General features: G+C 65.8%; 19 protein-coding genes. 10 read left to right on the forward strand and 9 right to left on the reverse strand.

Annotated elements, in window-relative coordinates; translation table 11 throughout:
• Genes HAP47_RS15840 through HAP47_RS15860 form a run of 5 tightly spaced genes read right to left on the reverse strand, consistent with a single transcriptional unit; the run spans position 1 to position 4,336 of the window.
• Positions 1 to 735, reverse strand: a complete 735-nt coding sequence (locus tag HAP47_RS15840) for an ABC transporter ATP-binding protein (RefSeq protein WP_173637439.1) — start codon at positions 733 to 735, stop codon at positions 1 to 3.
• Positions 732 to 1,253: an endonuclease domain-containing protein gene (locus HAP47_RS15845; RefSeq protein WP_231168898.1), complete on the reverse strand. Its 522-nt coding sequence runs from the start codon at positions 1,251 to 1,253 to the stop codon at positions 732 to 734. The genes HAP47_RS15840 and HAP47_RS15845 overlap by 4 nt, the downstream gene beginning before the upstream one ends.
• On the reverse strand, positions 1,253 to 2,086 hold the full coding sequence (locus HAP47_RS15850) for an ABC transporter ATP-binding protein (protein ID WP_173637438.1): 834 nt from the start codon (positions 2,084 to 2,086) through the stop codon (positions 1,253 to 1,255). The genes HAP47_RS15845 and HAP47_RS15850 overlap by 1 nt, the downstream gene beginning before the upstream one ends.
• A complete protein-coding gene (gene livM, locus HAP47_RS15855; RefSeq protein WP_305879387.1) occupies positions 2,083 to 3,408 on the reverse strand; it encodes a high-affinity branched-chain amino acid ABC transporter permease LivM in 1,326 nt (441 codons plus the stop codon). Before livM ends, HAP47_RS15850 begins: the two co-directional genes overlap by 4 nt.
• A 10-nt stretch (positions 3,409 to 3,418) precedes the next feature.
• Positions 3,419 to 4,336 (reverse strand): ABC transporter permease subunit, encoded by a 918-nt coding sequence (locus tag HAP47_RS15860; protein ID WP_173637437.1) that lies wholly within the window; start codon positions 4,334 to 4,336, stop codon positions 3,419 to 3,421.
• A 278-nt stretch (positions 4,337 to 4,614) separates the two neighbouring features.
• On the opposite strand from HAP47_RS15860, the gene HAP47_RS15865 reads away from it, so the two are divergent.
• Entirely contained in the window at positions 4,615 to 4,770 is a 156-nt protein-coding gene (locus HAP47_RS15865; protein ID WP_173637436.1) for a hypothetical protein, read from the forward strand.
• 102 nt (positions 4,771 to 4,872) lie between these two features.
• Here HAP47_RS15865 and HAP47_RS15870 read toward each other — a convergent pair whose 3' ends face one another.
• The gene (locus HAP47_RS15870) at positions 4,873 to 5,631 is read right to left on the reverse strand and encodes a hypothetical protein (protein ID WP_173637435.1); all 759 of its coding nucleotides are present in this window, start codon (positions 5,629 to 5,631) and stop codon (positions 4,873 to 4,875) included.
• A 182-nt stretch (positions 5,632 to 5,813) separates the two neighbouring features.
• Between HAP47_RS15870 and HAP47_RS15875 the strand changes: the two genes are divergently transcribed.
• On the forward strand, positions 5,814 to 6,341 hold the full coding sequence (locus tag HAP47_RS15875) for a hypothetical protein (RefSeq protein WP_173637434.1): 528 nt from the start codon (positions 5,814 to 5,816) through the stop codon (positions 6,339 to 6,341).
• Here HAP47_RS15875 and HAP47_RS15880 read toward each other — a convergent pair.
• The 3 genes from HAP47_RS15880 to HAP47_RS15890 all read right to left on the reverse strand — a co-directional run bounded on the left by HAP47_RS15880 (position 6,321) and on the right by HAP47_RS15890 (position 9,019).
• The gene (locus HAP47_RS15880; protein ID WP_173637433.1) at positions 6,321 to 6,713 is read right to left on the reverse strand and encodes a carboxymuconolactone decarboxylase family protein; all 393 of its coding nucleotides are present in this window, start codon (positions 6,711 to 6,713) and stop codon (positions 6,321 to 6,323) included. The genes HAP47_RS15875 and HAP47_RS15880 overlap by 21 nt on opposite strands.
• 111 nt (positions 6,714 to 6,824) lie before the next feature.
• Complete coding sequence (pcaD, locus tag HAP47_RS15885; protein ID WP_173637432.1) at positions 6,825 to 7,607, reverse strand: 3-oxoadipate enol-lactonase; 783 nt, start codon at positions 7,605 to 7,607, stop codon at positions 6,825 to 6,827.
• Positions 7,608 to 7,663: 56 nt separating this feature from the next.
• Positions 7,664 to 9,019, reverse strand: a complete 1,356-nt coding sequence (locus HAP47_RS15890; protein ID WP_173637431.1) for a 3-carboxy-cis,cis-muconate cycloisomerase — start codon at positions 9,017 to 9,019, stop codon at positions 7,664 to 7,666.
• A 210-nt stretch (positions 9,020 to 9,229) separates the two neighbouring features.
• Between HAP47_RS15890 and HAP47_RS15895 the strand changes: the two genes are divergently transcribed.
• From HAP47_RS15895 to HAP47_RS15930, 8 genes are all read left to right on the forward strand, one after another.
• Positions 9,230 to 9,676, forward strand: a complete 447-nt coding sequence (locus HAP47_RS15895) for an SRPBCC family protein (protein WP_016840413.1) — start codon at positions 9,230 to 9,232, stop codon at positions 9,674 to 9,676.
• 168 nt (positions 9,677 to 9,844) lie between these two features.
• Positions 9,845 to 10,330 (forward strand): (2Fe-2S)-binding protein, encoded by a 486-nt coding sequence (locus tag HAP47_RS15900; RefSeq protein WP_021077804.1) that lies wholly within the window; start codon positions 9,845 to 9,847, stop codon positions 10,328 to 10,330.
• 56 nt (positions 10,331 to 10,386) lie between these two features.
• Complete coding sequence (locus HAP47_RS15905) at positions 10,387 to 11,193, forward strand: FAD binding domain-containing protein (RefSeq protein ID WP_173637430.1); 807 nt, start codon at positions 10,387 to 10,389, stop codon at positions 11,191 to 11,193.
• Positions 11,194 to 11,321: 128 nt separating this feature from the next.
• The gene (locus tag HAP47_RS15910) at positions 11,322 to 12,230 is read left to right on the forward strand and encodes an AAA family ATPase (protein WP_092115264.1); all 909 of its coding nucleotides are present in this window, start codon (positions 11,322 to 11,324) and stop codon (positions 12,228 to 12,230) included.
• A gap of 90 nt (positions 12,231 to 12,320) precedes the next feature.
• Positions 12,321 to 13,523 carry a vWA domain-containing protein gene (locus HAP47_RS15915; protein ID WP_173637429.1) on the forward strand — a complete coding sequence of 401 codons (1,203 nt, stop codon included), beginning with the start codon at positions 12,321 to 12,323 and terminating at the stop codon, positions 13,521 to 13,523.
• Positions 13,524 to 13,552: 29 nt separating this feature from the next.
• Positions 13,553 to 13,876: an XdhC family protein gene (locus HAP47_RS15920; RefSeq protein WP_021077800.1), complete on the forward strand. Its 324-nt coding sequence runs from the start codon at positions 13,553 to 13,555 to the stop codon at positions 13,874 to 13,876.
• Positions 13,877 to 13,878: 2 nt separating this feature from the next.
• Positions 13,879 to 14,580 carry an XdhC family protein gene (locus HAP47_RS15925; protein ID WP_173637428.1) on the forward strand — a complete coding sequence of 234 codons (702 nt, stop codon included), beginning with the start codon at positions 13,879 to 13,881 and terminating at the stop codon, positions 14,578 to 14,580.
• Positions 14,577 to 16,181: an NTP transferase domain-containing protein gene (locus HAP47_RS15930; RefSeq protein WP_173637427.1), complete on the forward strand. Its 1,605-nt coding sequence runs from the start codon at positions 14,577 to 14,579 to the stop codon at positions 16,179 to 16,181. The genes HAP47_RS15925 and HAP47_RS15930 overlap by 4 nt, the downstream gene beginning before the upstream one ends.
• Positions 16,182 to 16,406 lie beyond the last annotated feature (225 nt).

Here is a 16,406-nt window from a genome sequence, read left to right on the forward strand (position 1 = left end):
CTAGCCGCGGCGGCCGCCTTCCAGATAGGCGGCGCGGATTTCCGGGCGCTGCAGCAATTCGGCGCCGGTTCCGGCTAGCGTGATCAGGCCGTTGACCATGACGTAACCGCGATGGGCGAGCTTCAGCGCATGGTTGGCGTTCTGCTCGACGATCAGCACGGTGAGGCCGTCCTGCCGGTTCAGCGTGCGGATGGCATCGAAGATCTGGCGCGCGATCAGCGGCGCGAGGCCGAGCGAGGGCTCATCCAGCATCAGCAGCCGCGGCCGGCTCATCAGGGCGCGGCCGATCGCGAGCATCTGCTGCTCGCCGCCCGACAGCGTGCCGCCGCGTTGCGCGACGCGCTCCTTCAGCCGCGGAAACAGCGCGAACACGCGCTCCAGCCCGGCCTCGCGTTCGGCCTCGCTGCATTCGGTGGCGTCGGCGCCCATCTGCAGGTTTTCGGCGACGCTCATGCGCGGAAAGATCCGCCGGCCCTCGGGCGATTGCGCGATGCGCAGCCGCGCGATCTCGTGGGTCGGCACGCCGGTGATGTCGTGGCCGTCGAATTCGATGCGGCCGGCGCGGGCGCGCGGCCGGCCGAAGATCGTCATCATCAGCGTCGACTTGCCGGCGCCATTGGCGCCGATCAGGGCGACGATCTCCCCTCGGTTGATCTCGATGTCGACGCCCTTCAGCGCCTCGATCTTGCCATACGCCGCACGCACGCCGCGCACCGCGAGCAGGGGTGTGGTCATCGCTCGCTCCCGTCTTCGCCAAGCGTGCGATTGTTCGTTCTCCCTCCCCCTGAAAGGGGGAGGGCCGGGGTGGGGGTTGCCTCCGCTTGCGCCAATCGCTCCAAGTGAGTGACCAGATCGCTCAGCACGCCCTCCAAATTCGACAGCACGTCGTTGTTCCAGTAACGGATGACGGTGACACCTTTCTCCGCGAGCCAATGCGTCCGCCGATCGTCGGCCTGCTTGCGCTGCTCGGCATGCTGCCCACCATCCACCTCGACGGCCAGACGAAGCCGCGAGCAGTAGAAGTCGACGGTGTATTGACCGATCGGGTGCTGCTTGCGGAAAGAGAAGCCATAGAGCTGAACGCGGCGCAACGCGCGCCAGAGACACGCTTCCGCATCGGTCATGTTGACGCGGAGGGAGCGTGCGCGCGCCGTCATATCTTTCGTGCGGGAAAAGCGTGACCCCCACCCGCCCGCTTCGCGGTCGACCTCCCCCTTGCAGGGGGAGGTGGGGGGCTTGCCGGCTGCGCTCATCACGTGCCGCTCTCCATCACGGCGATCGCCTCTTCCTCGTCGGCGCCGAGATAGGCGGCGATCACCTTGGGATCGTCGCGCACCGCTTGCGGCGTGCCTTCGGCGATCTTGACGCCGTAGTCCATGACCACGACGTGATCGGAGATCTCCATCACGACAGACATGTCGTGCTCGATCAGGAGGATCGAGGTGCCCTGTTCGTTGCGGATCGACCGCAAGAGCTCGTTGAGGCCGCCGCTCTCGCGCGCGTTCAGTCCGGCCGCGGGCTCGTCGAGACAGAGCAGCGCAGGCTCGGTGCACATCGCGCGCGCGATCTCGAGCCTGCGCTGGTCGCCATAGGGCAGATTGCCCGCGGCGTCGTCGGCGCGGTCGAGCAGGCCGACGCGGTTGAGCCAGGTCCGCGCCAGCTCGATGGCGCGCGCTTCGGCCTCGCGCCAGGATGGCAGGCCGAGCAGGCCGAGCAGGGTCAGGCCCGAGGCGCGCATCAGCGCGTTGTGCTGGGCGACCATCAGGTTCTCCAGCGCGGTCATGCCGGGAAACAGCCGGATGTTCTGGAAGGTACGCGCCACCTTGGCCTGCCTGGAGATGCGGAAATCGTTCAGCCGCTCGAGCTGGATGGTGCGGCCGTCATCATGGGCGAGGCGGATCGCGCCGCCGCTCGGCCGGTAGAAGCCGGTGATGCAGTTGAAGACGGTGGTCTTGCCGGCGCCGTTCGGCCCGATCAGCGCGGTGATCTTGCGCCGCTCGGCCGCAAAGGAGAGCTCGTTGACCGCGACGATGCCGCCGAAGCGCATCATCAGGCGATCGACGGTGAGGATTTGGTCGCCGCTCATCCGTGGCCCTCCTTGACGAGGTCGGAGGAGATCGCCTGGTTGCGCTCCAGGAACACGGTCGGCGCGCGATGGCCGATCAGCCCGCGCGGCCGCCAGATCATCAACAGCACCATGGCGATGCCGAACACCAGCATGCGGTATTGATCGAGGCCGCGGAACAATTCGAAGCCGCCGATCATGGCGAGCGCGGCAAGCGCGACGCCGAGCTGCGAGCCCATGCCGCCGAGCACGACGATCGCCAGCACCAGCGCCGATTCCTGGAAGGTGAAGGATTCCGGGCTGATGAAGCCCTGCCGCGTGGCGAAGAACGCGCCGGCGAGGCCGCCGAACATCGCACCGGTCGCGAATGCCGTCAGCTTGGTGGTCGTAGTGTTGATGCCGAGCGCGCGGCAGGCGACCTCGTCCTCGCGCAGCGCCTCCCAGGCGCGGCCGATCGGCAGCCGCCGCAGCCGGATCGTCACCCAGTTGGTGAGCAGCGCCATCGCCAGGATCAGATAGAACAGGAAGACGAGGCGGTGGGTCGGCGAGAATTCGATACCGAGCTTGGCGGCGAGCCCGTCGTCGCCCGGCGTCAGCGGAATGCCGAACATGGTCGGGCGCGGAATCCCCGAGACGCCGTTGGGACCGCCGGTCAGGCTTTGCCAGTTGATGATGACGAGGCGGATGATCTCGCCGAAGGCGAGCGTCACGATCGCCAGATAGTCGCCGCGCAGCCGCAGCACCGGGAAGCCGAGCAGCACGCCCCAGAACGCCGCGAGGATGCCGGCGAGCGGCAGGCAGACCCAGAACGACAATCCGAAATTGGTCGCAAGCAGCGCGTAGGAATAGGCGCCGACCGCATAGAAGGCGACATAGCCGAGGTCGAGCAGGCCGGCGAGGCCGACCACGACATTCAAGCCCCAACCCAGCATCACATAGGTCAGGACCAGGATCCCGAGATCGAGAATGTAGCGTTGATCGTAGAAGATCACGGGGACGAGGAAGGTGAACACAAGCAGCGCCGTCGCAAGCCAGCGGCCTGCGAATGCAAGCGTGGTTTGCACCGGCTTGGGTACGATGCGCACCTTGTCGACCGGGCCCCACCATTGCCGCAACAGTTCGACGATGATGCTTCCGCCAAACACGATCGCGACCATGGCGGCGAGGTCGCCGAACCGCGTCCAGTAGATCAGGCCGCCTTGCGGCCCGGCCTCGGTGCGCACGCCGATCATCAGCGAGAACAGCACCAGCGCGACCAATGCGCTGATCAGGGCTTTCTTGAGAATGAAGGCGCCGCCCAAGGGCTGCGCGGCGTGCGAGGGGCGGGCTGAGGTCGCGCTCACGAAGTGCCTGTCAGACTTTTTCGACTTCGGGACGGCCAAGCAGGCCGGTCGGCATGAAGATCAACACCACGATCAAAATCGAGAACGCGGCGACGTCTTTGTATTCCACCGAGAAATAGGCCGACCAGAACGTCTCGATCAGACCGATCGCAAGCCCGCCGAGCATCGCGCCCGGCAGCGAGCCGATGCCGCCGAGCACGGCGGCGGTGAACGCCTTGATGCCGGCGACGAAGCCCATGAAGAAATCGACCAGGCCGTAATACAGCAGATACATCATGCCGGCGACGGCGGCGAGCGCGGCACCGATCACGAAGGTCATCGAGATGGTGCGGTCGACGTCGACGCCGAGCAGTGCGGCCATGGTCTGGTCCTGCTCGCAGGCGCGCATGTCGCGCCCGAGCCGGGTGCGCGACACCAGCCAGGTGAACAGCGCCAGCACCACGATGGTGGCGAGCACGACCATGATCTGGATATTGGATAGCTGCACGGCGAAGCCTTCGGAGCCCTCATGCAGCGTGTAGCCGCCGGTGATGATCGGCGGCACCGGCTTGACGCGCGCGCCCTGCGACACCTGCGAGAAGTTGGTCAACACGAACGACATGCCGATCGCCGACAGCATCGGCGCCAGGCGGAACGAATGCCGCAACGGCCGGTAGGCGATGCGCTCGATGGTCCAGCCATAGAGCGCGGTGATCGCCATCGAGACCAGCAGCACGATCAGAAGGATCAGGGGGATCGCGGTGAGGCCGAGCGACACCAGCACCAGGAATGAGATCAGCGCAATGAAGCCGCCGATCATGAAGATGTCGCCATGGGCGAAGTTGATCATGCCGACGATGCCGTAGACCATCGTGTAGCCGATTGCGATCAGTCCATAGATCGAACCGAGCACGAGGCCGTTGATCAGTTGCTGGGCGAAATAATCCATGCGCTGCCGTAACTCGAGGGGTGACGCGCCGAGGGCCCCCGGCAGCCTGATCCGTCGCGTCGTGGTATTTTCTAACAGTGGAACCCCGGCGGCGGCAACAGTGCCGGCTGCGGCCGAAAGGGCTTGTACATAACTACTTCGACGGGTGCGGTTCCGATGTCACAGGGTCGACACTCCGTTGCCTTGCAATGATCGCGCCGGAACCCGTGTTCCCCGAGCAACCGCAGTCCTGACGGCGCGTTGTCCCGAGCTTGATGAAAGCAAAGGGAGTTAAGCGAATGAGCAATCAGAACCAGAACCCCGGCCAGCAGAACCAGAACCCAAGTCAGAATCCGGGACAGAAGCCCGGTCAGCAGCAGGGCGGCGGTCAGAAGCCCGGCCAGCAGCAGCAGGATCCCGGCCGGCAGGGCCAGAAGCCCAATCCGGAGCGCTAGCTCGGCGCAATTGAGCAAATGTAACACAAGGGCCTCGCCGAACGGCGAGGCCTTTTTGTTCGGGACTTCTGTTTCGTTGGGTCTTCAGCTTCTGACTGTTGCTCAGGCCAGCTGATCGGCGAAGCGGCCGCGAAAGGCGTAGGAACCGAAATGCGTCAGCTCGCTTCGAAGGTCGAGCCAGATTTCGCCGCCGAGATCGAGCCAGCGCCGGCAGAAGGCGTAGTCTTCGGACAAATACTCGCCGGTCGTCTTGTCGATCATGCATTCGAACAGCGAGACGCGGTCGAGGTCGGCGCGAACCAGGTCGCCGGTGTTCAAGTCGTTGCTCTTGTGGTTCGCCCGATATTTGAGTTCGGGATGGGCGTCGCACAGCCTTACCAGGGCGGATCGCTTCATCATCAGGAAGCCGGTTCCGGCATATCGGACCTTGGCGAAGCCATCGCCGCGAGCCGTGATCTGGTCGCCCTCCCATGTGACGACATAGTCCAGCGAGGATGACGCGAGGTTCTGCCGCTTGGCTTCCGCAGCCCGCTGCACCTTTGCCCAATCGATGTGCTTGAGCGGGTAGGCCGCGGCCGCAACATCGGTGCCGCAATCCAGCAGCCGGAACACGGCCTCGGGTTCGAACCCGATATCGGCATCGATGAACAGCAGATGGCTGGCGCCGGATACGAGGAACTGGTGGGCCAGTTCGTTCCGGGCGCGCACGATCAGCGATTCGTTTCCTATCAGGTGGAACTGGATGTCGATGCCCCGGGCAGTGGCCGCAGCCTGAAGCTTCAGGGCGGACAGCACATAGGCCATCTTCAGGTCGCCGCCGAAACAGGGCGTCGCGACGAAAACGCGGGTTCTTTCGGTCATTTTACCCCCTCTATCTCGGCCGGCGCAGGTGCCGGCCTGGCCCGATCGCATCGATCCGGAACCATCGCACCGCGCTTAACCTTAACAAAGGGTTTAAATTGCTGCCGGCAATCGATCGGCGTTACCTCGCAGGCTGAACCGTCGCCGATCCAAAAGGCGCCGGAGAGAAGCGGGAAGCGGCAATGTCGAGCAACTGGCGGATCAGCTCCTTCAACGGCGCGCTGCTTGCGGCCTATTTCATTCCGGTCTGGACCATCATCGCCTTCAGCATCATGGTGTCGCCGATCCACGGCCTCTATGAGCGGCCGAGCGTGTCGATTGCGCTGTATGCCAACGACTATCTGCACCTCGGCAAGATGGCGACGGTGCGGCTGGCATGGCTGCTGGCGCTGGCGCGGATCACCGTGGTGGCGTTCTTCGCGGTCTTCCTCGCAATGGCCGCGTTCTCGCCATTGCGCAAGACCAGCAGCGGCGCCGACGAGGCGCTGGCGGTCGCGCTCTGCCTCGGCAGCGTGCTGAGCTTTGCCAGCATGATGATGGCATCCAAGGTCGGCGAGATCGAAGCGTTGCGCATGCATGCGGCCGAGCTTCTGATGCTGCTCGGCACCGCGATCGTGATGCTGTTCGAGACCTCGCCGAAGTCCGTCGCCAAGGCGCCGGCCGTCGAGACCAACGCAGCGGCGAGCGAGCTATCCCTTCAGCAGCCCTAGTTCGGCGATGATCGCGCCGGCTTCCTTGACGGCGTGATTGGCCGCGGGCACGCCGCAATAGATCGCCTGCTGCAGCAGGATCTCCTTGATGTCCTCGGGCGTGAAGCCGCCTTCGCTGAGCGCTGCGCGCACATGCAGGCGGAACTCGTCCCACTGGCCGAGCGCGACCATGGTGCCGATGACGAGCACGCGGCGCGTGCGGTGATCGAAATGCGGCCGGGTCCAGATGTCGCCCCACGCATAGCGCGTGATCAGGTCCTGGAAGTCGGTGTTGAACGCGTTGCGGTTCTTGATCGACTTGTCGACCCATTCATTGCCCAGCACCTTGCGGCGCTGCGTCATGCCGTCGTCACGGCGCTGATTGTCGTCCATTGATGTCTCCTCCCGTCATTGCGAGCGAAGCGAAGCAATCCATTTCACCGCTTGCGGAGGCATGGATTGCTTCGTCGCTTTGCTCCTCGCAATGACGTTTGTGGTTGTGGATTAGCGTTGCGTCAGGAAGCCGACCACGGCTTCGGTGAAGGCGTGCGACTGCTCGACATTTGAGATGTGCGCGGCGTCGAGCAGCGTCATGCTGGCGCCGGGAATGCCGCTGCGGATCATTTCACCTGCCGACACCGGCGTTGCCATGTCCTGCTTTCCTGCGATCACCAGGGTCGGGCTCTTGATCCTGGGCAACAGCGCGCGCTGGTCGAGCGTCGACAGCGCTTCACAGCAGGCGAGATAGCCCTCGACGGGAGAGGCGAGCAGCATCGCCTTCATGCGCGCCGTGGTCTCGGGTTCGCGCTCGCGGAAGTCCGCGGTCAGCCAGCCCGCGATCACGGCGTCGGCGACCGCCGCGATGCCGCCTTGCTTCACCGCCTTGATGCGGTTCAGCCAGTTGGTGGGATCGGGATAGTAGCAGGCGGTGTTGGCGAGGATGATCTTGCCGAATCTTTCAGGGGCGTTGGCGCCGAGCCATTGCCCGACCATGCCGCCCATCGACAGGCCGCACCAGTGCACCTTCTCGATGTTGAGGTCGTCGAGGATCGCGAGCACGTCGCGGCCGAACCGCTCCATCGAGTAGGGACCTGCCGGCACGTCGGATTTGCCGTGGCCACGACGATCGTAGCGGATGACGCGGAACATCTGCGTCAGTGCCCGCATCTGCGGCTCCCACATCTGCAAGGTGCAGCCGAGCGAGTTCGACAGCATCAGGGTCGGTCCGCCATCGCGGCCATCCACCTGGACGTTGAGCATGCATCCGTCGGCGTTGATCATCGGCATCGTCTTGTCCCTCTTGTCATGCGATCGCCGGGGCAAGCCCGGCAATGACATCGTCGCTACTTGTCGTCCAGTGAAGCAAGCAGGCGGTCGATCAGCGCCTGCGAGGCGCCCTGATAGGCCATCGGCTCGAACAGCTCCGCGATCCGCTTCGCGTCGAGATGCGCGGTGACCTTCGCATCCGATGACAGCAGGTCGCGCAAGTGCTTCTTCTCCGCAACCGCTTTCTTGCTGGCGGCCTCGATCAGATGATGGGCGTCGCTCTTGCCGATCGTTTCGGCCAGCGCAAAGGTGACGGCTTCCGCCATGATCAACCCATGGGTCGCATCGAGATTGACGCGCATCCGCGCCGCATCGACCTCGAGCCCTTCGGCGAGTTCGACGATTGCGGCGAGCGCGCCCGACGTCACCAGCATCAGGCCCGGCAATGTCGGCCATTCCGCATGCCACGGGCCGGCGCTGCGCTCATGGTCCTGCACCTGCGCGGCGAAGATCGTCGCGGCGAGGTTGGGCGCCATGGTCGCAGCCCCCAGCGCGCTCGCGGCGGCGACCGGATTGCGCTTGTGCGGCATGGTGGAGGAGCCGCCGCGGCCGGCGCCCGCGGGTTCGAAGGCTTCGCCAACATCGGTCTGCATCATCAGCGAGACGTCGCGCGCGATCTTGCCGCAGCTGCCGGCGAGGATCGCAAACACCGACGCGGCCTCCGCGATGCGGTCGCGGTGGGTATGCCAAGGTGCATCGGGCAGGGGCAGGTCCAGCTCTTTCGCAAGGCAGGCCGCGACCGCGAGGCCGTTGTCGCCGAGCGCGGCGAGCGTGCCGGCGGCGCCGCCGAATTGCACGGCCAGCGTCTCGCGGCGCAGGCGCAGCAAGCGCTTGCGGGAGCGGTGCAGGGCCGCGGCATATTCGGCAAGCTTCAGGCCGAACGGCATCGGCAGCGCGTGCTGCAGCCAGGTCCGCGCCACCACCGCGGTGTGACGATGGGCGCGGGCAAGGCCGGCAAAACCCGCAACGGCGCGGTCGAGGTCGATGAGCAGCGCATCGATGCCGGCGCGCAACGACAGCATGGTGGCAGTGTCGATGACGTCCTGGCTGGTCGCCCCCCAATGCACGTAACGCGCCGCCTCGGCATCCGCCTTGGCGACGTTGGCGGTGAGGGCCTTCACCAGCGGGATCGCCAGATTGCCGGATCGCGTCGCGGCATCGGCCAGCGCTGCGAGGTCGAATGATTCGGCTTTGCAGGCCGCGGCGATCGGTCCCGCGCTGGCTGCGGGAATCACGCCGCAAGCCACCTCGGCCCGGGCCAGCGCGGCCTCGAAATCCAGCATGTTCTGCAGGGTGGCGTCGTCGTCGCAGACCGCGCGCATCGCGGCGCTCGACAGCATCGACGCAAGCAGGGGGGAGAGGGCTGTGCTCATGGCGCGCGACCTAACCACTGTCGCGCGCTCCTGCCAATGCCCCGGCGCTGCCGCCAATTTCGACAGCGCCGATCGCGCGATTTCGTGAACGGCGGACGCGTCTTGCTGCGGTGCGAATATGCATCGCTCATCCTCCGAAGGTGCCCTTTCCTTTGCGCCCCGGCTGCTTTACTTGGGGGAAAAGGTTTCTTGTGATCGAGGAGGTCCCCCATGGCCATGACGATGACCGGCGAAGTCCAGCTTGCAGCGCCGCGCCAGGCTGTGTGGGACAAGCTCAACGATCCCGAAGTGCTGAAGGCCTGCATTCCCGGCTGCGAAGAGCTGGAGAAGACCGACGAGGGCGGCTTCCGCGCCACCGCCAAGATGAAGGTCGGCCCGGTCTCTGCCCGCTTCAAGGGCAAGGTCACCTTGAGCGATCTCGATCCGCCGAACGGCTACAAGATCTCAGGCGAAGGCGAGGGCGGGGTGGCCGGCTTCGCCAAGGGCGGCGCCACCGTCGGCCTCGCCGACAAGGATGGCGGCACGCTGCTGAGCTACAACGTGGAGGCGCAGATCGGCGGCAAGCTCGCCCAGCTCGGCCAGCGCCTGATCAATGGCGCCGCCAAGAAGCTGGCGGACGAATTCTTTGCAAATTTCGCCAAGGCGGTACAAGGTTAGCCCCGCGGGCGGGCCGGATCATTCAGGCCCCGCCGTGCCTTGCCGTTATGTCCTGGATGGGTGGCTCGAAAGGTTGCCCATCGCAGGGCGCGCCCATATTATGCCGTCTGGAATGATTTTAAACCGCCTGCTTCGCCGATATGCGGTGGCGCAGATAAGAGAGTGCTGATGGCCAAGATCTCAATGATCGTGAACGGCAACCCCGTTAACGCGAATGTCGACCCCCGTACCCTTCTGGTCCAGTTTCTGCGCGAAAACCTGCGGCTGACAGGTACCCATGTCGGCTGCGACACCTCGCAGTGCGGCGCCTGCGTCGTGCACCTGGACGGCAAGGCGGTGAAGTCCTGCACGACGCTTGCGGTGATGGCCGACGGTCATGAGGTCAAGACCATCGAAGGGCTGGCGGCCGATGGTGCGCCGCTGCATCCGATGCAGGAGGCCTTCCGCGAGCATCACGGCCTGCAGTGCGGCTTCTGCACGCCGGGCATGATCATGACCGCCGTCGACCTTGTGCATCGCAAGGGCCACGACCTCTCCGACGAGGTGATCCGCGAAGAGCTGGAAGGCAATCTGTGCCGCTGCACCGGCTACCAGAACATCGTTGCTTCGATCGCAGCCGGCGCCAAGGCGATGGCCAAATCGGACCTGGCTTAACAAGTCGCATCTCGCCCAATCAGCGATTCGTCGCGACAAGCGATCAGGACATTCCAATGTACGAATTCAAGTATCATCGTCCCGGGACCGTGCGGCAGGCCGCCAACCTGCTGGTGAAGAACGAGGACGCCAAGCTGATCGCCGGCGGTCACACGCTGGTGCCGGTCATGAAGCAGCGGCTCGCGAGCCCGCCGCATCTGGTCGACCTCTCCCATATCGAAGGTCTCGACACCATCGAGATGAAGGGCCGCTCGCTGGTGATCGGCGCCACCGCCAAGCACGCCGAGGTCGCGAACTCCGCGATCGTGGGCGAGGCGATCCCGGCGCTGGCCGAACTTGCCGGCATGATCGGCGATCCAGCCGTCCGCCATCGCGGCACCATCGGCGGCTCGCTCGCCAACAACGACCCGACCGCCGACTACCCGGCTGCGGTGCTGGCGCTGGGCGCGACCATCGTCACCAACAAGCGCCGTCTGAAGGCTGAGGAATACTTCCAGGGTCTGTTCTCGACTGCGCTGGAGGCCGACGAGATCATCACCAAGGTGATGTTCCCGCTGCCGAAGAAGGCAGCCTATGTGAAGTTCCGCAACCAGGCCTCGCGTTATGCGTTGGTCGGCGTGTTCGTGGCCAAGCGTCCGTCCGACGTGCGCGTCGCGGTCACCGGCGCGGGCTCCGACGGCGTGTTCCGCGTCACAGCGTTCGAGGAGGCGCTGAAGAAGCGCTTCTCGCACAAGGTGCTCGACGGCATTGCGGTTTCGGCCGACGGGCTGAACAGCGACCTGCACGGCAGTGCCGAATACCGCGCCCATCTGATCGGCGTTCTGACGCGCAGGGCGGTGGAAGCCGCCAACGCCAAGGACTAGATCCAAGGGACTAGATAAGGGACTAGATCCCAAGAGCTAGATCCCAAGGTCTAGATCCCAAGGTCTAGATTCAAGAACCAAATCCACGGCGTGATTTTGCTAACCCCTGTTCGAAGACTGGCTGTTCCATGAGTGCACCGGCGTTACCCACTTCCGTCGATGCGCTCGAGGAGCTGCTGACATCGCGCGGCTATCTCGCCGAACGGTCGCTCGCGACCGTGACCTATCTCGCGCTGCGCATGGGGCGGCCGCTGTTTCTGGAAGGCGAGGCCGGTGTCGGCAAGACCGAGATCGCAAAGGTCCTGTCGGCGGCGCTCGGGCGCAAGCTGATCCGCCTGCAATGCTATGAAGGCCTCGATGTTGCTTCCGCCGTCTATGAGTGGAGCAGCGCGGCGCAGATGATCGCGATCCGGCTCGCGGAGGCCTCCGGTGACACCGATCGCGACCAGCTTGCGAGCGACATTTTCGCCGAGCGCTTCCTGATCAAGCGACCGTTGTTGCAGGCGCTCGAGCCTGATGTCGCTGGCCCCCCGGTGCTGCTGATCGACGAACTCGACCGCGCCGACGAGGCGTTCGAGGCGTATCTGCTCGAAATCCTCAGCGACTTCCAGGTCACGATCCCCGAGCTCGGCACCGTGAAGGCGCCGGCGCCGCCGATCGTCATCATCACCTCGAACCGCACCCGCGAGATCCACGACGCGCTGAAGCGCCGCTGCCTCTATCACTGGGTGGATTATCCCACGGCCGACCGCGAGCTTGCGATCGTCAAGTCGCGGGTGCCGAACATTTCCGCGAAGCTGTCGCAGCAGGTCGTCCGCTTCGTGCAGGCGCTGCGCAACCAGGATTTCTACAAGTCGCCGGGCGTCGCCGAGACCATCGATTGGGCCACCGCGCTGTCCGAACTCGACGCGCGCTCGCTGACGCCGCAGGTGGTCGGCGACACGCTGGGCGCGCTCTTGAAGTACCAGGACGACATCGCGCGGATGCAGGGCGATGCGTTGCAGAAGACATTGAAGGAAGCGACGAGCGAGACGTAAGTCCGCGTGTTGCATTTTGCGCCCCGTCATTCCGGGGCGCGCCTGCCGGCGCATCCCGGAATGACGAGGCTGATGGATCGAGCAAACAAGATGGCCATCAACCACCTCGCGCCTCCGACCGGCCACATGGCCGACAACGTGATCGGCTTTGCCCGCGCGCTGCGGGCGGCCGGGCTCCCAGTCGGGCCGGGCTCGGTGATCGATGCGCTCGATGCGCTGCAGCTGATCGAGGTCGGACATCGCTCCGACTTCTACGCCACGCTGGAAGCGATCTTCGTCAAGCGCCATGAGCATGGGCTGATCTTCCGCCAGGCCTTCGAGCTGTTCTTCCGCGCCGCCGAGGAGTGGAAGAGCATGCTGGATTCCGTCCCGCTGCCCGACCACGCCAGGAAGAAGCCGCCGCCGGCCTCGCGCCGCGTCCAGGAGGCGATGGCGCAGCCGGCGAAGAGCGAGGAGCGGCCGCAGGCCCAGGAGCAGGAGCTGAAGCTCTCGGTCTCCGACAAGGAGGTGCTGCAGAAGAAGGATTTTGCGCAGATGACCGCGGCGGAGATCGCCGAGGTGACGCGCGAGATCGCCAGGATGCGGCTGCCGCAGGCCGAACTCGTGACCCGCCGCTACCAGCCGGATGCACGCGGCTTGCGGCTCGACATGCGCCGCACCGTGCGCAACTCGCTGCGCACCGGCGGCGAGATCATCGACATCCGCAAGCTCGGCCGGATCGAGAAGCCGGCGCCGATCGTGGCGCTGCTCGATATCTCCGGCTCGATGAGCGAATACACCCGCCTGTTCCTGCACTTCCTGCATGCCATCACAGACTACCGCAAGCGGGTCTCGGTGTTCCTGTTCGGCACCCGCCTGACCAATGTGACGCGCGCGTTGCGGGCGCGCGACCCCGACGAGGCGCTGGCGAGCTGCACGTCCTCGGTGGAAGACTGGGCCGGTGGGACGCGGATCGCGACCTCGCTGCACACCTTCAACCAGCTCTGGGCCCGCCGGGTGCTCGGGCAGGGCGCGATCGTCCTCCTTATATCCGATGGACTAGAACGCGAGGCCGATGCCAAACTGGCCTTCGAGATGGACCGATTGCACCGCTCCTGCCGCCGCCTGATCTGGCTCAACCCGCTGCTGCGCTATTCGGGCTTCGAGGCCAAGGCGCAGGGCATCAAAATGATGCTGCCCCACGTTGACGAATTTCGCCCGGTGCATAACTTGACGTCCATCAAGGGCTTGATCGGGGCGCTGTCATCCCCGCCGCCGGCGCACCACCGCAGCCTGATCCGCTCTGTAGCCTAAGAAGCCTGACCCGATAGCAGGAGGCCACCATGCTGAACCGCGACGAAGACATCCTTCAGGCCGCCGAGACCTGGCAGAAACAGGGCCATGGCGTGGCGCTCGCCACCGTGGTCGAGACCTGGGGCTCGGCGCCGCGCCCGGCCGGCTCGAGCCTCGTCATCAATGACGATGGCACGTTTCTCGGCTCGGTCTCCGGCGGCTGCGTCGAGGGCGCGGTGGTGACGGAAGCGCTCGACGTGATCGCGAGCGGCCAGCCAAAAATGCTCGAATTCGGCGTCGCCGACGAGACGGCCTGGAATGTCGGCCTGTCCTGCGGCGGTACCATCCGCGTTTTCGTCGAGAAGGTCGGTTAGCCGTGAAGCTCGAGATCCTGAAAGAGCTAAACGCCGAGCGCGCGGCGCGCCGCCCGGTCATCATCGTCACCGACACCGCCAATGGCGAGCAGCGCTTGGTGAAGGCTGCGGACATCGCCGCCGATCCGCTGCGCGTCGAGCTTGCCAAGCAGCTGCGGATGGGCAAGAGCGGCAATGTCGAGGCCGGCGGAAGAAAGCTGTTCCTCAACGTCTACGCGCCGACCGCAAAGCTCGTGATCATCGGCGCGGTCCATATCAGCCAGGCCCTGGCGCCGCTGGCGCGCTCGCTCGACTATGACGTGACGGTGGTCGATCCGCGCACCGCGTTTGCAAGCCCCGAGCGTTTCCCCGACGTGCCGCTGGTCGCCGAATGGCCCGACGTCGCGCTGCCGCCGCTCAACGTCGATCACTACACGGCGTTCGTCGCGGTGACGCATGATCCCAAGATCGACGACCCGGCGCTGCTGCACGCCTTCGACCGCGACTGCTTCTACATCGGCGCCCTCGGCTCGCGGAAGACGCATGCCAAGCGCGCCGAGCGGCTGCGCGCGCTAGGCGCGCGGGACAGCGACATCGCGCGCATCCACGCGCCGATCGGCCTCGACATCGGCGCGGTGTCGCCGTCGGAGATCGCGGTTGCGATCATGGCCGAGATCACCGCGCAGCTGCGCTTGCCCCCCAAGGAAAAAGAAGAAGCGGCATGAAGTTCGGTCCCGCCAGTCCGGCCGACGCGATTGGCGGCGTCACCGTGCACACGCTCCGCCAGGGCACGCTGGTGCTCAAGAAGGGCACCACGATCGGCCCGGATGAGGTCGAGGCGCTGACCAAGGCCGGCGTCAAGGACGTCGTCGTGGTGCGGCTCGAGGAGGGCGATGTCTCCGAGGACGTCGCGGCCGCCAGCATCGCGCAGGCGGTGGCGGGCGAGGGCGTCAATGTCGAGCGCGCCTTCACCGGCCGCGCCAATCTGTTCGCGGCGCGCCCGGGCGTGCTGGTGGTCGACCGCGCCGCGGTCGACCGCATCAACGGCGTCGACGAGGCCATCACCTTCGCGACGCTTGCGGCGTTCAAGCCGGTGGTCGAAGGCGAGATGATCGCGACCGTCAAGTTGATCCCGTTCGGCGTCGAGGGCCGGCTGCGCGATGCGGCCGTCGCCGTCGCCGGCAAGGACACGCTGCGGATCGCGCCCTATGTGATCCGGAAGGTCGGCGTGGTCTCGACGCTGCTGCCGGGCCTCGCGCCGAAAGTGATCGACAAGACGCTGCGCGTCACCGCCGAGCGGCTCGCGCCGGCCGGCGCCACCATCATCGCCGAGCGCCGGGTGCCGCATGACGAGACGGTGCTTGCGGCGTCGATCAAGGAATTGCTCGGCTTGGGGGCCGAGCTCGTCATCGTGTTCGGGGCGTCGGCGATCGCCGACCGCCGCGACGTGATCCCGGCCGCAATCACCGAGATCGGCGGCGCCATCGAGCATTTCGGCATGCCGGTCGATCCCGGCAATCTGCTCCTGATCGGCAGCGCCGGCGGCGTGCCGGTGCTGGGCGCGCCGGGCTGCGCGCGCTCGCCGGTCGAGAACGGTTTTGACTGGGTGCTGATGCGGCTGCTCGCCGGCATCAAGGTGACGCGGTCGGATCTCACCGGCATGGGCGTCGGCGGCCTCTTGATGGAGATCGTGACGCGGCCGCAGCCGCGCACCGTCCCCGACACCGAAGGCAACCGCAACGTCGCGGCGATCGTGCTCGCGGCGGGACGCTCGACCCGGATGGGCGGCCCGAACAAGCTGCTCGCCGAGCTCGACGGCAAGAAGCTCGCGCGCATCGTCGCCGAGCAGGCGCTGGCCTCGAGGGCTTCGGAGGTGATCGTCGTCACCGGGCATCAGGCCGACCTGGTCGAGCAGGCGCTTGATGGGCTCAAGGTCAAGTTCGTCCGCAACCCGGATTTCGTCGGCGGCCTCGCCAGCTCGGTGAAGGCCGGCATCTCGGCGGTCTCCGACAGCGCCGATGGCGCGGTCGTCTGCCTCGGCGATATGCCGCTGATCGATGCGAAGCTGATCGATCGTTTGATCGAGACCTTCGAGCCCGATCGCGGCCATCTGATCGCGGTCCCCGTCAGCGAGGGCCGCCGCGGCAATCCGGTCTTGTGGTCGCGGCGTTTCTTCAGGGAATTGATGACGCTCGATGGCGACATCGGCGCGCGTCATCTGATCGCCAAGCATTCCGAGGTGGTTGCCGAGGTCCCGGTCGAAGGCAACAGCGCCTTCCTCGACATCGACACGCCGCAGGCGCTGGAAGCAGCAAGGCGCGGCTAGCTCCATCCACCGTCGTCCCGGCGAAGGCCGGGACTCATAACCACAGGATGCACTTATTGTGCGACGCTGGGGGCCCGAGCGAATTCGATCACACAAGGCGTCCCGGCGACCGTGCGCAGCTGCGCACTAAGGCGGGATGAGTTTTGGTTGAATCGGCTTGCCGCGTTTTCGGTTCACCTCTCCCCGTCGGGGAGAGGTCGGATTGCGAAGCAATCCGGGTGAGGG

The organism is Bradyrhizobium sp. 41S5 (genome assembly GCF_011516665.3).
GTDB lineage: Bacteria > Pseudomonadota > Alphaproteobacteria > Rhizobiales > Xanthobacteraceae > Bradyrhizobium > Bradyrhizobium quebecense.